This window comes from Guyparkeria halophila (assembly GCF_034479635.1).
In the GTDB taxonomy this organism is placed as follows: Bacteria; Pseudomonadota; Gammaproteobacteria; order Halothiobacillales; family Halothiobacillaceae; genus Guyparkeria; species Guyparkeria halophila.
In genome coordinates, this window is record NZ_CP140153.1 from 1,396,556 (window position 1) to 1,411,171 (window position 14,616).

General features: G+C 63.4%; 12 protein-coding genes and 3 tRNA genes. 3 read left to right on the forward strand and 12 right to left on the reverse strand.

What is annotated here, in order from left to right; translation table 11 throughout:
• Window positions 1–51: 51 nt before the first annotated feature.
• Together SR882_RS06460 and lnt are read left to right on the forward strand one after the other, a co-directional pair.
• Entirely contained in the window at window positions 52–855 is an 804-nt protein-coding gene (locus tag SR882_RS06460; protein ID WP_322520441.1) for an HlyC/CorC family transporter, read from the forward strand.
• Between the two features lie 40 nt (window positions 856–895).
• Window positions 896–2,425, forward strand: coding sequence for an apolipoprotein N-acyltransferase (gene lnt, locus SR882_RS06465; RefSeq protein WP_322520442.1), 1,530 nt, complete (start codon window positions 896–898; stop codon window positions 2,423–2,425).
• A 186-nt stretch (window positions 2,426–2,611) separates the two neighbouring features.
• Here lnt and SR882_RS06470 read toward each other — a convergent pair.
• The 10 genes from SR882_RS06470 to SR882_RS06515 form a co-directional block, all read right to left on the reverse strand.
• Window positions 2,612–2,688 (reverse strand) — tRNA-Met (locus SR882_RS06470).
• Window positions 2,689–2,770: 82 nt separating this feature from the next.
• Entirely contained in the window at window positions 2,771–3,865 is a 1,095-nt protein-coding gene (gene ychF / locus SR882_RS06475; protein WP_322520443.1) for a redox-regulated ATPase YchF, read from the reverse strand.
• Window positions 3,866–3,939: 74 nt separating this feature from the next.
• Window positions 3,940–4,524: an aminoacyl-tRNA hydrolase gene (gene pth, locus SR882_RS06480; RefSeq protein WP_322520444.1), complete on the reverse strand. Its 585-nt coding sequence runs from the start codon at window positions 4,522–4,524 to the stop codon at window positions 3,940–3,942.
• A 101-nt stretch (window positions 4,525–4,625) separates the two neighbouring features.
• Window positions 4,626–5,285, reverse strand: a complete 660-nt coding sequence (locus tag SR882_RS06485) for a 50S ribosomal protein L25/general stress protein Ctc (protein ID WP_322520445.1) — start codon at window positions 5,283–5,285, stop codon at window positions 4,626–4,628.
• 183 nt (window positions 5,286–5,468) lie between these two features.
• Entirely contained in the window at window positions 5,469–6,428 is a 960-nt protein-coding gene (locus tag SR882_RS06490; RefSeq protein ID WP_322520446.1) for a ribose-phosphate diphosphokinase, read from the reverse strand.
• Between the two features lie 17 nt (window positions 6,429–6,445).
• A tRNA-Gln gene (locus tag SR882_RS06495) sits at window positions 6,446–6,522 on the reverse strand.
• Window positions 6,523–6,609: 87 nt separating this feature from the next.
• Window positions 6,610–7,563, reverse strand: coding sequence for a 4-(cytidine 5'-diphospho)-2-C-methyl-D-erythritol kinase (gene ispE / locus SR882_RS06500; protein WP_322520447.1), 954 nt, complete (start codon window positions 7,561–7,563; stop codon window positions 6,610–6,612).
• A complete protein-coding gene (gene lolB / locus SR882_RS06505) occupies window positions 7,539–8,195 on the reverse strand; it encodes a lipoprotein insertase outer membrane protein LolB (RefSeq protein WP_322520448.1) in 657 nt (218 codons plus the stop codon). The genes ispE and lolB overlap by 25 nt, the downstream gene beginning before the upstream one ends.
• 43 nt (window positions 8,196–8,238) lie before the next feature.
• On the reverse strand, window positions 8,239–9,909 hold the full coding sequence (locus tag SR882_RS06510; protein WP_322520449.1) for a tetratricopeptide repeat protein: 1,671 nt from the start codon (window positions 9,907–9,909) through the stop codon (window positions 8,239–8,241).
• Window positions 9,910–10,230: 321 nt separating this feature from the next.
• Entirely contained in the window at window positions 10,231–10,746 is a 516-nt protein-coding gene (locus tag SR882_RS06515) for a DUF6231 family protein (RefSeq protein ID WP_322520450.1), read from the reverse strand.
• Between the two features lie 41 nt (window positions 10,747–10,787).
• Here SR882_RS06515 and SR882_RS06520 point away from each other — a divergent pair.
• Window positions 10,788–10,872: transfer RNA gene (locus tag SR882_RS06520), tRNA-Leu, on the forward strand.
• A gap of 216 nt (window positions 10,873–11,088) precedes the next feature.
• Here the strand turns inward: SR882_RS06520 and SR882_RS06525 are convergent.
• Window positions 11,089–13,458, reverse strand: coding sequence for a FimV/HubP family polar landmark protein (locus SR882_RS06525; RefSeq protein ID WP_322520451.1), 2,370 nt, complete (start codon window positions 13,456–13,458; stop codon window positions 11,089–11,091).
• A gap of 101 nt (window positions 13,459–13,559) precedes the next feature.
• A complete protein-coding gene (locus SR882_RS06530; protein WP_322520452.1) occupies window positions 13,560–14,582 on the reverse strand; it encodes an aspartate-semialdehyde dehydrogenase in 1,023 nt (340 codons plus the stop codon).
• Window positions 14,583–14,616: the final 34 nt, after the last annotated feature.

Consider the following 14,616-nt stretch of genomic DNA (forward strand, 5'->3'; position numbering starts at 1 on the left):
CAGCGCATCAAGCAACGCATTTGTCCTTGCGAAATCCGGTCGATCGACGAGATGAAGTCCCTGGTACGCCAGGCGACCGAATCCGAGGTCTTTCCGGTGTCCACCGGCGGCCTGATCGATTCGGTGCTCGATTTCCATGACCTGCGTGTCCGTGACGTGATGGTCCCGCGTGGCCAGATGGACGTGATCGAGGAGGGCACGACGCTGCCGGAATTGCTCTCCTCGGCGATCGAGACCGGGCATTCCCGTTATCCGGTGATCCGCAGCAACCGTGACGAGGTGATCGGGATCCTGCTGGTCAAGGAACTGCTTCGTTTCTACGCCAATTCCCAGCAGCCCGGTGGCGAATCGACGTTCGATCTGCTCGACCTGGTACGCACCCCGATGTTCGTGCCCGAGAGCAAGCGGCTGGACGCGCTGCTGGCCGAATTCCGCCTGACGCGCACGCACATGGCCATCGTGCTCGACGAGTTCGGGGGCGTGGCCGGTCTGGTCACCATCGAGGACGTGCTCGAAGAAATCGTCGGTGACATCGACGACGAGTTCGATGTCGAGGAACGGGTCAATATTCGTCAACAGGCGCCGCGCCGACACACGGTCCGTGCCCTGACGCCGATCGGGGAATTCAACGAAGTCTTTGACACCGACTTTTCCGACGACGAGTACGACACCATCGGCGGACTGGTGTCCAACACGTTGGGGCACCTGCCGCGCCGCGGCGAAGTCGCGCGTCTGGGCGAATACGAGTTCAAGGTGCTGGGTGCCGATCGTCGCCGGCTCCACTTGCTGCTGGTGACCAAGCTCGATTTTGAACCGAGTGAGGAAACGGATGGCTCGCCAGCCGAAGAGAGCTGATTCCAAAAGCATCGATTCCCCTGTCGCCGGTCACCGGGTGATGGGCAGGCTGAACGGGTGGGGCGGCAGTCTGCTCGCTCTGCTTGCGGGCGCCACCCTGGTGCTCGCGTTCGCTCCATTCGCATTCTGGCCGGCCGCGATTATCGCGCCGGCCATCCTGTTTGCCCTGATCCGTCGATCTGGTCCCGGCCGAGCCTTTCGGCTGGGCTGGTGGTTCGGGCTGGGGCAATTCGGCCTGGGCGTCAGCTGGGTCTACGAGAGTTTCACCTTGTTTGGCGGCATCATCGCGCCGCTGGCCTTCATGGTGACCGCGCTGTTCGTCATGGGGCTGGCCGTCTACCCGGCGGTCGCCGCTTGGGCGGCCGTGCGCATCACGCCGCGAGCCGACTGGCCCAGCCGGGCGGCGGCGTTCGTGGCAAGCTGGGTGCTGATCGAGGCGTTGCGCGCCTGGCTTTTCGGCGGCTTTCCCTGGCTCAACCTCGGCATCAGCCAGGTGGACGGTCCATTGGTGGGTTGGCTGCCCATGATCGGCGAATACGGGGTCACCGCGATCCTGCTCGCGCTCGCCGTGGTCCTCTGGCGTGTGAGCAGCCGGGTGTGGGTACATGGGCCCGATTGGCGTCACTGGCTGGGCCCGGCCGGGATACTGCTCCTGGTCCTGCTCGCCTCGTTGCCGCTTCGTTCCCTCGAATGGTCCGAGCCGACGGGGCAGTCGCTGACCGTGGGCGTGGTGCAGGGCAACATCACGCAGATGCAGAAGTTCGACCCGGAATTCTTCCAACGCACGCTGACGGTCTACCGGGAACTGACGGACTCCTTGCCCGACGTCGACCTCGTTCTCTGGCCGGAAACCGCCATCCCGCGAGTGATCGATGACCTCCCCGAGGTGCGCGCCGGCCTGGAGGCGCTTGCGCGCGAGCGTCAGTTCTCCTTGCTGGTCGGCACGTTCTCGCGTGATTCGGCCGGGCGCTATTACAACTCGCTGCTCGGCTTTCCCGAGTCGGTCGGCGAATACCGCAAGCGCCACCTGGTGCCCTTCGGTGAGTACTTTCCGCTGCGCGGGCTGATCGAGCGCATGCCATGGCTCTTCCAGGTGCCGATGTCGGATCTGAGCCCGGGCAGGGCCGATCAGCCCCCATTGCGGGTCGGCGAGCTGACATTGGGCGCCTCGATCTGTTTTGAGGCGGATTTCTCGCGCGACATCCGCGCGACCATGCCGAGCGCGGACATCCTCGTGACGGTGTCCAATGATTCGTGGTTCGGTGAGAGCTTCTCGCCGCATCAGCACCTCCAGATGGCGCGGGCGCGAGCGATCGAGTTTCGCCGCCCCCTGGTACGGGCCACCAACACGGGCATCTCCGCGATCATCGACACAACCGGACGGGTGGAGCAAACCCTGGGCACAGGTCAGCGGGGTGTGCTGACGGCGGAACTGAAGCCACGTGAAGGGAACACGCCACTGGTCTACGTTGGTGCGTGGCCGGTGCTGGGGCTGATGCTGATCGTCCTGGCCTTGGTCGCCTGGCGGCAAGCCCGGCTGCGTTCCGGGACGGTATCCGGACCCGAATGAACCCGCCGGTCGTCGACCCGAGCGGGTCATAACGGGTCGGGCTATGGCCAGGCTATTGGCGTGGCGATCGGCCGGGGCGGGCGCCTATGTGAGCCTATTTGGGTGAGCCTATTTGGGCACGAGAAACGAAAAACCCCCGCCAGATGGCGGGGGTTTCGTGATTCCACCATGAGGTGAAATCGGTACTGGTGGCTATGGGTGGATTCGAACCACCGACTCCGGCATTATGAGTGCCGTGCTCTAACCAGCTGAGCTACATAGCCAAGCGAGGCGCGCATTATCGGGATTCCCCGACGGCTTGTCAACCCTGTCCGCGCGCCTTTTCACGGCCAATTGAGGGCATGATTACACGTTAAAGCGGAAGTGCACGACATCCCCTTCGTGCATGACGTAATCCTTGCCTTCCAGTCGCCATTTTCCGGCTTCCTTCGCCCCTTGTTCGCCGCCACAGGCGACGAAATCGTCGTAGGCGACCACCTCGGCGCGGATAAAGCCCTTCTCGAAGTCGGTGTGGATCACACCGGCGGCCTGCGGCGCGGTCATGCCACGCTTGATGGTCCAGGCACGCACTTCCTTTACCCCGGCGGTGAAATAGGTTTGCAGGCCGAGCAACTCGTAGCCCGCGCGAATCACGCGGTCGAGCCCGGGCTCCTCGAGTCCCATTTCGTCCAGGAACATCGCCTTGTCGTCACCCTCAAGGTCGATCAGTTCGGCCTCGGTGGTCGCGCACACCGGCACCACCGTGGCGTCCTCACGTGAGGCAAGATCGCGTACCTGGTCGAGGTACGGGTTGTTCTCGAAGCCGTTCTCGTCGACGTTGGCAATGAACATCAGCGGCTTGCTGGTAAGCAGGTGCAGGTCGTGCAACAGGGCGCGCTTTTCGGCATCGAGTTTCATGCTGCGGACCGAATGCCCCTGGTCGAGGACCTCGGCCACTTCCTTGACCAGCTCGAGCTTGGCCGCGGCATCCTTGTTCTGACCGGACTTGGCCTGCTTGGTCAGCCGATCGATGGCCTTTTGCACGGTGTCGAGATCGGCGAGCGCCAGTTCGGTATTGATCACCTCGATGTCGGCAGCCGGGTCGACCTTGCCGGCCACGTGGATCACGTCGTCATTGGCGAAGCAGCGCACGACCTGCACGATCGCATCGGTCTCGCGGATGTTGGCGAGGAACTGGTTGCCCAGACCTTCGCCCTTGGAGGCGCCAGCCACCAGCCCGGCGATGTCGACGAACTCCATGCTGGTCGGAATGACCCGCTCGGGCTTGACGATCTCGGCCAGCGTGTCCATGCGCGGATCCGGGACGGCGACGACACCGACGTTCGGCTCGATGGTGCAGAAGGGGTAGTTGGCCGCTTGAATGCCGGCCTTGGTCAATGCATTGAACAGGGTGGACTTGCCGACGTTGGGCAGGCCCACGATGCCACAGTTGAAACCCATAGGGACTCCGTTGATTCAGTGTCAGAAAGTGGCCGGGGAGGGCGGCCAACGGTTTGTTGGGGCGTCCGTCCGTTTCAGGCAGACGGGCGATAGCTGTTGATCGCCTGCATCAGGGCCGAGTCGTCGGCCTGCACGAGCTTCGGGGCGAGGTGGCGAACCTCGATGACGACGTCCTCGATCAGACGGCGCTCATCCGGCGGCGGGTTGGTGAGGACATACCCGACCACCGCATCCCGATGCCCCGGGTGTCCCACGCCGATGCGCAGGCGCCAGAAGTCGGCGCTGCCGAGCGCGGCCTGGATATCCTTGAGGCCATTGTGACCGCCGTGGCCGCCACCGCACTTCAGGCGCATCCGGCCGGGTGGCAGGTCGAGCTCGTCGTGGATCACCAGGATCTCTTCGGGGGCAATCTTGAAGAATTGCGCCAATGGCCCAACGGACTGGCCCGAGCGGTTCATGAAGGTGTCGGGACGCAGCAGCCTCAGGTCGACCCCGTCGACCATTACGCGGGTCACCGCCCCCTTGAACTTGCGCTCCTCGGCCCATTGGCCGCCGAGGGTGGCAGCAATGGCGTCCACGGCCCAGAAACCGGCATTATGTCGGGTGGTGTCGTACTTCTGCCCGGGGTTACCCAGCCCCACGATCAGCTTGATACTCATGGGCGCGGATTATCGCATAGCTGGTCGCCGCCCTTGCGGAGCGGAAACGAAAAAACCCCGATCAATCGATCGGGGTCGGTCGAGCATCAAGGCAGGGAGGATCAGGCTTCTTCGTCGCCTTTCTCTTCCTCGCCACCGGCCTCGGCCTGTTGCTCTTCCTCTTCCGGCTCCTTCTCCACCTTCGGCGGGTGGATCGCGACGACAGCGACGTCGTGCCCTTCACCCAGCGCGAGCTCCGGGATAGCGATGCCTTCCGGCAGCTTGATCTCGGACAGATGGATGGCCTCGTTGACGTCCAGATCGGCCAAATCGATGGTCAGGTATTCCGGCAGCTGGCGCGGCAGACACTCGATCTCGATCTCGTTGTGGATAACGCTGATTACGCCACCGGCCTTTGCGCCCTTGCTCTCTTCGCGGTTCTCGAAGTGCAGCGGGACGTGCATGCGCATCTTCTGACCCCGGGTGATGCGCTGGAAGTCAGCGTGCAGCACGACGGTGGTCTTGTACGGGTGGCGATGCAGGTCACGCAGGACCACCTCGTCGGTCTCGCCGCCGACATTGAGCTCGAGGATATGCGAGAAGAACGCCTCGTGGTCGAGGTGCTTCAGGAGCTCGTTGTGATTGATGGTCAGCGAGACCGGCGGCTTCTTGCCACCGTAGACGATTGCCGGGATGTTCCCTTCGCGACGCAGGCGGCGGCTCGCACCCTTCCCCAGGTCATCGCGAACGGACGCTTCAATCTTGAAAGTTTCTTGAGACATGATTGGGTCCACTCCAGAAATAAAAACCGCCGGGGCGACGATTGTCCGGCTCCCGGCGTCTGATGTACGGCTGCGGCCCGCGACCAAGCCACAACCGACGCGCGCCACCCGATACGTTTCGAGTGGCGCGCGAATTGTACAGGGAAAGCCCTTCGTAAGGAAGGGCGAGGGCGGCTTGCGTCGTCAGTCGTCGTTATAGAGCGAGCTGACCGACTCGTCGGTGTGAATGCGACGAATCGTCTCGGCGAGCATGCCCGCGACCGAGAGGACGCGGATGCGCTCGCAGGCCTCGGCCTCGGGCTTGAGCGGTACGGTGTCGGTCACCACCAGCTCGTCGAGGGACGAGGTCTCGATGTTCTTGATCGCATTGCCCGACAGGATGGCGTGGGTGGAGTAGGCGACCACCTTGCGGGCACCGTGCTTCTTCAGGGCATCGGCTGCCTTGCAAAGCGTGCCGGCGGTATCGACCATGTCGTCCACCAGCACACAGGTCTTGCCCTTGACCTCGCCGATGATGTGCATCACCTGCGAGACGTTGGCCCGCGGACGGCGCTTGTCGATGATGGCAAGATCCGCATCATCTAGGCGCTTGGCAACGGCCCGGGCACGCACCACGCCGCCGACGTCGGGGGAAACCACAATCAGGTCTTCGTATTTCTGCCGCCAGATGTCACCCAGGAGGATGGGTGAGGCGTAGACGTTATCCACCGGGATGTCGAAGAAGCCCTGGATCTGGTCGGCGTGCAGGTCGACCGTCAGGATGCGATCCACACCGCCGCTTTGCAGCATGTTGGCCACGACCTTCGCGCTGATCGGCACGCGAGAAGAGCGGACGCGACGATCCTGGCGGGAGTAGCCGAAGTAGGGGACGACCGCGGTGATGCGGTGAGCCGAGGCCCGACGCAGCGCGTCGGTCATCAGCATGAGCTCCATGACGTGTTCGTTCGTCGGATCGCAGGTCGGCTGGATGACGAAGATGTCGCGACCGCGGACGTTTTCCAGGAGCTCGACGGCGGATTCGCCGTCCGAGAAGTGCGCTACCGATGCCTGTCCGAGTTGGCTGTCCAGGCTTTCCGCAACCCGTTCGGCCAATGGCCGATTCGCGTTGCCCGTGAAGACCATCAAGGAGCGTGTTAGTGACATCGGTCTCGCCGGTTATTTGGCTGGGCCGGCAGGATTCGAACCTGCGAATGCCGGAATCAAAATCCGGTGCCTTAACCAACTTGGCGACGGCCCATTCGAAAGAGGTGCGCATCTTAACCAAGCGATCCGGGTTTGCCAAGGGCTGGTGGCGGTTTTTTTCCCTTTTCGCTTGGTTGGCGATCTAACGCACTGATTTGGCGTGGTCGACCCGCGAGGACACGAAATACCGTCGCAGGATCTCGTGCCTCGATGCCAAACGATCACCGATCCGCTGGCCGTCACGTTCGGAGGCAACCGGGGCGAACAGGCACGCCCCCGAGCCGGTCATGCGGGCAAATCCCGCTTCGGTCTTCAGGTCGGAGAGTAGGGCGGCCAGTTCCGGGTGTTGCTCGAGTACTCGTGGTTCGAACACGTTTTGCCCCTTGTCTCGCCATCGATCGAGCAGCTCGGCATCCGGTTGCTTGGGCAGGCTGCGCTCCAATCGCTCACTGGCAAACAGGGCTGCGGTCGGTGATGAGAGGCGTGGCACCAGCACCAGGTAGATCCCGCTGGTGTCATGCGCCACATCGGGATGCAATTGCTCACCGATGCCATGTGCCGTGGCGCTGTGACCATGAACGAAGACCGGCACGTCCGCGCCCAGCTCCTTGCCGATTCGGGCGAGGGTGTCGATGGGATAATCCAGCCCCCACGCCCGGTTGAGCACACGCAAGAGACGGGCGGCAGCGGCGGAACCACCACCCAGGCCACCGCCGACCGGAACATGTTTTCTCAGCGTGACGTGCGCACCGTGGGGCGTAGTCTGATCGCCGCGTCGATCGTCACGGGCTTGCTCGCGCAACCGGATGGCCGCCCGGTAGAGCAGATCCTCCTGGGGGGCGGTGGGTTGTCCCGTGATGGGCTCGTCGCCGGCGACCCAGTCGATCCGGATGTCATCGTGATCGGTGTCGACTCGCAGTTCGTCCCCGTACTCCAGCAATTCGAAGAAGGTCTGGAGCTCGTGATAGCCGTCCGCCCGGCGGGCGTTGATGTGGAGATAGAGATTGAGCTTGCAGCCGGCCCGGAGCCAGTGCGCCTCGGCGGCGGGCTCGATATGGGGGGCGTGGGTCGTCAACGTGACTGCCCGGTATCCCATGAATCCACCACGATGCGGATGCGCATGCCGTCGTTGTTCAGCTCGACGAAATGGGGCAGGGTGAAGCGCCCGACCGCCTGATAGCGGGCATATTCCACCTCCCAACCTTCGTCGGTGAAGGCAGCGAGGCGACCCTGATTGTCGAGCTGGTAGTCGCCTGCGGACAATGCATCCAGGGAGTCGCTCGGCAACCCTCGCACCCAGCGGGGCAGTGTGGCCAGGGGAATTCGCCAGCCGGTCTGTTCCTCGAAGAGTGCCTCGGGGTCGTCGGTGACACGCCGGTTGCCTTTGCCGTCGGTCAGCAGCATGTGGCCTGGCGTCCCGGTCATGGCCAGTCGCCCGGTGTCGAAGGGACCGCTCAGGTCGAGCGAGGTCACCGTGCCGACTTGTGTCCACTCGAGCTGAACGCTGCCGCCGGTGACGCCTGATCGGACCGCGGCGCGTCCGTCGAATGACCAGTCAGTCATCGATTCAAGTTGACTTGCATGCGACCCCCAGGCCGCCAGTTGCGCTTCGCTGGCCGGCTCGGTCGGTTGTGTGCCAAGAAGTGACGCACAGCCGGAAAGCAGGGCGGTGACAACGAACAGCGCGGCAAGGCGTCGTAAGGCGGCGGAAGGGGCGATGACTGGCATGAAGAACGATGGAATCGGTTTTTAGGGCGGGTGGGCAGTCGACTCAGGGTTGACCGTTTGCCGGTAGCAGTTCGGGGGCGAACTTGCGCAGGGTTTCAAGCAGGACGCTGTCACCGGCATCGATCTCCAGCGCTTCCTGCCAAACCTCGAGTGCCTGCTCGCGTTGGCCATCGGCCCACAGGACCTCGCCGAGATGCGCACCGATTTCGGCGTTGGGGGCACGGCGGTACGCATTTTTCAACACCTTGAGCGCCGACTCTAGCTCGCCCTGGCGGTATTTGAGCCAACCCAGGCTGTCGAGGTACGCCGCGTTGTCCGGATCGATATGCAGGGCGCGAGTGATCAGGCTCTCTGCCTCGTCGAGATTGCGATTTTCATCAGCCAATGTGTAGCCCAGCGCATTGAGTGCCTGGGCATGCTCCGGGTCGCGCTCGACGATCTCGCGCAGCACGCTGATTGCCGAGCCGGATTCATCGAGGGCAAACAACGTCATGGCCTTTTGCAGACGGAAGTCGTTGGCATCCGGCCAGGCATCGAGGGCCTGGTCGGCGGTCTGGAGGCTTTCCTCGAACTGGCCGATTTCCGCCAGCGTCGAGGCGAGCGCCAGCATCAGTTGCTGTTGGTCGGCCTCGTCGATCTCGTCCGAGAGCAGGGCGGTTTCCAGCCCACGGACCGCGGCATCCCCCTGGCCCTGAGTGACCCGGGCTCCGGCCAGCAGCACCTGGGCATTGGCGTAATGCTCGCTGCGCGCGCTTACCTGTGACAGGGCAGATTCCGCACTCTCCAGATCGGCCTCCTGCAGCGCGACACGGCCCCGGATCAGATGGACCACATCCGACTGGCCGGGCAGGCGTTCAAGCCGGCTCAATGCCTGTTCGGCCAGATCGGGACGATCCAGGCGAAAGGCGAACAGCGACAGGTTGCGCAACAGCTCGGCGTCGTTCGATCGGGTCTCCAGGCTGCGCTCGAGCAGCGCGACGGCGGCATCCCCGCTTCCGGCCGCCAATCGTGCCTCGATCAGTCCGCTGGTGTAACGCCCCTGGTCGGGGAATCGATTGTGGGCCTTTTCGAGTACCCGGATCGCCTCTCCCACGTCACCGTCACGATTGGCGATGACCATTGCCAGGTCGTAGGCCATGGTCTCGTCGGGACGCAGGGCCATCGCCCGATTGGCGGCCTCGCGCGCCAGCGTCATCTCGCCAAAGGTCAGTGCGAGTTTGGCGACCACTACCTGGGCCTCGTATTGCTGGGGAAAACGCTCGGCCAGATGGTGCGTATAGGCCACGGCGCGTTCGCGATCGAGACTCTTCTGCAGGTACTGGCCCGTTTCGTTGAAGATCTTCTCGACGTTGCCGGAATCGGATTCCAGCCACTGATTAAGCGCCCGGTCCGCCTGTTCGGTTTCGCCGAGCTCAAGCGAGGAGATCATCATCACGGCCGCGGCGCGGGCATTTCCCGGCGAGAGCTCGCGCAACTGTTCGGCCAGGGTCTGGGCCAGATCGAACCGATCGGCAAAGATGGCAGCCTGAATGGCACGCTCCAGCAGGGCCGGATCGTTGCTTTCCTGAGCCACCGCCGCGTAGTGGGTGGCGGCCTGATCATAATTCTTGTGCCGGCCGTAGAATTCGCCGGCCAGGACGTTGTAAATCGGACTCTGGTCAGACGACTCCAATTCACTCGCGGTTGCGCCGGATTCGGTGGCGCTCGTGTTCAAGTCAGCCGCGGGCTCGTTGGCCGGGCTAACGGAACAGCCGGACCCGAGCAAGGCCAGATTCATTCCGAGGAACAATGCAGCGGACGGGATCGGTCGCATGGCGGGCCTGTCGAAACGGTGGATTCATTCGGTCCGAAGAGAATTCCGACCAACTGGCGACCATTGTAGTGCAAGTACCCGTGGGCATGGCGGCTGCGTGACGGGGCGAAGGTTGAGGAGCCACGCATCCCGACCAGGAAACGTCACGTCTCGCCTGAGCCATGGATTCGTAGAATATATATTATGTTAAATAGGATGTGGACGGAGCCTAAGCTCGCCTTTTCACCACCGATACTTGTCCCATAGCTCCGGGTTGGCCCAGTGGCGGGCATTCAACCAATCCGGGGTCCGCTTGTAGGTTTCAATGTCGAACAGGTAGATCGGCTCGTCTGCCATCTGTCGGGTAAACCCCAGCGATACCATCTGCTGGTCAACCGAACCACCCACTCGATGCCCGTCACCCGTATGGACGATCAGTGGGTGATTCAACCGGTCACGCAGTGCGGCGAGATATGGCGAGATCGCTTTCGTCCACTCATCCATCTCGACGATCAATTCGATCACGGCATCATCCTCGGTGGCCGCCTGTGCAATCAAGTCGCCAAGGCTAACCTCCGTCGTGCGCGCATTGTCCGACTTGGTTCGGCATTCGTTCGAGGTCAGGAAAACCGTCAACCTGGGTGCGTCGGGATACGGCTTCTCACATGCAATCAATCGCTTGTCGTCATCGCCCAATGCTCGACGGCCTTCGGGCTCGACCGCCCGCAAGATCAAGTTCGGCGTTTTTTTTGCAGTCACTGTTGACAGCCCCTCTCAGGATTCCTAATATGCGCCGCGTTGCCCAGGTGGCGGAACTGGTAGACGCGCTAGTTTCAGGTACTAGTGGAGAGATCCGTGGAGGTTCGAGTCCTCTCCTGGGCACCAAATTGCAAGACCGAGATGAAGGCCGGTGGCTCTACGAGTCGCCGGTCTTTTTCGTTTCTCGGCCTGCGCGCTGGTTTGATCATCATTGGCCGATTTCGACAGGCCCCGTGCGCCGATCTGTTTACGGAGCCAAGCCCGGCTCCCGACAATAACAAAAAGGCCCACCGACGTCGGTGGGCCTTCGCTTTTCTGGCGGCATGAGTCGCCCGCGGGAGATCAGCCCGCCGAACGTTTCTTCAACTCCTCAAGCCGCTTGAGAGCAGCCGTGGCGCCCTCTTCCTGCAGCTCGGCTTCGATCATGTCAAAGCTCTCCCGGTCACCCACATCAAGGAAAGCCTCGGCCAATTCCACCCTGGTGTCGATGTTGGCTTCATCGTCGCCAGCCGATGAGGCTTCCTTGGCCGTGGCCTCGGATGCCGCCTCTGACTCGACCGGCTCGTCAGCCGCCGGAGTCTCGCCCAGATCCAGGTCCATGCCCTCGTCCTGATCGGACGACGCTTCTGGACGGTCGGGTTCCCCTGCCGGCTCGTAACCCGAGAGATCCAGATCGAGCGGCTCGGGCTCGCCCGCCTCGCTGTCCGGTGTTTCAACGCTGGCCACGGGTGCTTCGTTTTCCGGCAATTCGAGCTCGCCGGATTCCTTCGCGTGGTCTGCCGGCGCCTCCCTGACCGGGGTCTCCAGCGCGAAGGAATCGTCGAATTCCATCGACTCGTCTTCCACCGCGCTGGTGTCCGGCTCGGGCGTGGCGAGCATGTCGTCGAGATCATCGTCCCAGTCGGCATCGGCAGGCGCTTGTGGCTGGTTGGCCTCCTGATCGCCCGCCGCATCCGACGCCACTGATACGTCGTCTGCAGCCGTGGTCGCATCCGACGAGGCATCGGACTCGTCCGTCTCGGCCATCGGTGTGAACGCGTCGTCCTGCGGCTGTGATCCGTCGGCACTCTCGCCGGCATCGATGCCCTTGAGGCGGTTCAGTGCCGCCTGAAGGCCGCTGTGCCCCGGATGCTCGGCGAGGCTGTCCTGCAGCAGTTCCACCGCCTGGTGAGTCAGATTGAACGACTCGAGCACTCGCGCCTCTTCCAGCGCCATTTCCGGGTTCATCGGATCGTCCATGCCACTGGCCGGTGCGGGCGTTCCACTGGCCGGCTCGGACGTCGATTCCTGCCGCGTGCTTTCCGACTCCGCGTAAGCCATCCCGGATGCCGCGGTGGCTGCCGCGGCGGGACCGGCCACGGTCGATGCAGCAGTGCTTGTCGGCGCTGGTTCGACGATCGGCTCGTGATCAACCGATCGCTTGCTCGAGGCATCGGCGGTGACCGGCATCGGGACGCCCGCTTCCTCGTCGCGACGATTGCGACGCAGCGCGAGTGCAATCAGCAAGGCGATGATCACCAGTCCCAATGCGCCGGTCAGGTACTTGCCCCACTCCATCCAGAAATTACCGGCCGAGCGCTCGGCGGCTGCCAGCTCGGCGCGGGACTGTTCGATGACATCCTGCAATTCGGCGATCTGTGCATCCCGCTCGTCAACGGCGACCTTGACCGTATCGATCTGATCCTTGAGAGCCCGAAGCTGATCGGTCAGTGCCTCGTTCTCCGCGCGAACCGACTCGACCTCTTCCTGATCCAGCGCGGCCTCTCGATCGGTCTGCTGGGTGGCCGATGGCTGCGTGCCGTCGGCGATCGCGGCGAGTGGTTGCTCGCGGGTGAGGTCACCAAAGCCGCCCAGGTTGGCGGGAGCAGCGGCGGTTTGCTCGCCCCCTGCTTCCGGTCCCAGGAGTTCCAGCGCCGGCAGTCGCTCGATCGCGGTTGCCGTATCCGACCCTGAGCCATCGGTCTCGGCTTGGTCGCTGCCGGTGGCCGACGCACCGCTGTCCGGTACCCGAAGGCGCGCCCCGGCCATCAAGGCATTGCCGTTGCCGTTGGCGAATGCCTGCGGATTGGCATCAATGATCGCCTGCATCATGGGACGAACATCGGCCCCGTCGGCGACGTAGTCGCGGGCGATTTCGTAAAGCGTGTCGCCGCTTTGGACGTCACGCGTTCCGTCGAGGGAAACGTCCTGGGCCGGTTCGACGCGTTGCCAGGCGGAGGTGCCAGGCGACGAGCGCGAGGGGGATCGGGGCGCGGAGACAGCGGCCGCCGCCTGGTTGGCTGCGGTCGCTTCGCCGGCTTGCGCTTGCTGGCCCGAGCCCATCGATGGCGGATCGAGCAGCAGGTTGTACTCGCGGATCATCCGCCCCTGCGGGGAATCGATCTCAAGCAAGATGCTCAGGATGGGGTCACGAATCGGACGCTTGGAGCCAATCAGGACGTAGTCCTGGCCCCGGTCCGACTCGATGCGGAACGTGAGATTGCCCGTGATGTTTTCCAGCGGGACACCCGCCTCTCGGTAGAACGAGGGCGGGGCCAACTTCACGGTGATCTCGTCGAGTGGCTCGTCGCTGGAGCGCGCCAGCGGCACTCGCACATCGAGGGGTTGACTCAAGTACGACTGCACCCGGGCCTCGCCCAGGGTGGCGGCCTGGCTGATCAACGGGGTCCCGGCGCCCAGAATCCCCGCAATCACCAAACTCAACTTCCGCATGTCACTCACTCCTTGCTCGTGCCGGTGGGCCGGGCCTCAATGCCCGACTGACGTTCCGGCGCCTTCCGTTAGCCCCATTTCGAGCCCGATTGTGCCACAGATCAGAGATAGTCGCGCACCAGGCACTCGGCGATCTGAACGCTGTTGAGCGCCGCACCCTTGCGCACGTTGTCGGCAACCACCCACAGGTTGAGGCCACGGTCGTGCGAGATGTCTTCGCGGATGCGACCCACGTAGACCGGATCGTGGCCTGCCCCTTCCGTGACGGCCGTCGGGTAGCCACCATCACGACGGGTATCGAGCACTTCGATGCCTTTCGCGTTCTTGAACAGCTCCCAGGCCTGCTCGGCGGTGATCTTGTCGCGGGTCTCGATGTGGACGGCTTCGGAATGGCCGAAGAACACCGGCACGCGGACCGCCGTCGGGTTTACGAGGATGGACGTGTCTTCGAAGATCTTCTGGGTCTCCCAGACCATCTTCATCTCTTCCTTGGTGTAGCCGTTGTCCTGGAAGACGTCGATCTGCGGCAGCGCGTTGAACGCGATCTGCTTCGGATAGACCACGGCATCGGCATCCTGACCGTTGAGCTTGCGGGCGCTCTGCGTGGCCAGCTCCTCGATCGCCTCCTTGCCCGAGCCGGAAACGGCCTGGTAGGTGGCGACGTTGATGCGTTCGATTCCGACCGCGTCGTAGATCGGCTTGAGCGCCACCAGCATCTGGATGGTCGAGCAGTTCGGGTTGGCGATGATGTTGCGCTGGGTGTAGCCGGCGATCGCGTGGGCGTTGACCTCCGGGACGATCAGCGGCACGTCATCGTCGTAGCGGAACTCGGAGGTGTTATCGATCACTACGCAGCCGGCCGCGGCGGCCTTCGGTGCGTATTCGCGCGAAATCGAGCCACCCGGCGAGAACAGGCCCACCTGGACCTTGGAGAAATCGAATGTCGCCAGGTCCTCGACCGTGACGAAGGAGTTGCCGAACGCAATCTTCTTGCCGGCAGAGCGTTCGGATGCCAGTGCGTACACCTTGCCGACCGGGAAATTGCGCTCGGCCAGGATGGACAGCATGGTCTCGCCAACGGCACCCGTGGCACCGACGACAGCAACGTCGACCGTCTTGCTCATGAAGATTTCTCCTTGCGATTGGAAGTCTGATGAA

Bases quoted from the DNA above. Each gene is read 5' to 3' on its own strand.
- SR882_RS06485 (WP_322520445.1), bottom strand. From the start codon at position 5,285: ATGTCTCAAGAAACTTTCAAGATTGAAGCGTCCGTTCGCGATGACCTG.
- lolB (WP_322520448.1), bottom strand. From the start codon at position 8,195: ATGCCAGTCATCGCCCCTTCCGCCGCCTTACGACGCCTTGCCGCGCTG.
- ispE (WP_322520447.1), bottom strand. From the start codon at position 7,563: ATGGGATACCGGGCAGTCACGTTGACGACCCACGCCCCCCATATCGAG.
- SR882_RS06530 (WP_322520452.1), bottom strand. From the start codon at position 14,582: ATGAGCAAGACGGTCGACGTTGCTGTCGTCGGTGCCACGGGTGCCGTT.
- SR882_RS06525 (WP_322520451.1), bottom strand. From the start codon at position 13,458: ATGCGGAAGTTGAGTTTGGTGATTGCGGGGATTCTGGGCGCCGGGACC.
- SR882_RS06490 (WP_322520446.1), bottom strand. From the start codon at position 6,428: ATGTCACTAACACGCTCCTTGATGGTCTTCACGGGCAACGCGAATCGG.
- SR882_RS06460 (WP_322520441.1), top strand. From the start codon at position 52: ATGAAGTCCCTGGTACGCCAGGCGACCGAATCCGAGGTCTTTCCGGTG.
- lnt (WP_322520442.1), top strand. From the start codon at position 896: ATGGGCAGGCTGAACGGGTGGGGCGGCAGTCTGCTCGCTCTGCTTGCG.
- pth (WP_322520444.1), bottom strand. From the start codon at position 4,524: ATGAGTATCAAGCTGATCGTGGGGCTGGGTAACCCCGGGCAGAAGTAC.
- ychF (WP_322520443.1), bottom strand. From the start codon at position 3,865: ATGGGTTTCAACTGTGGCATCGTGGGCCTGCCCAACGTCGGCAAGTCC.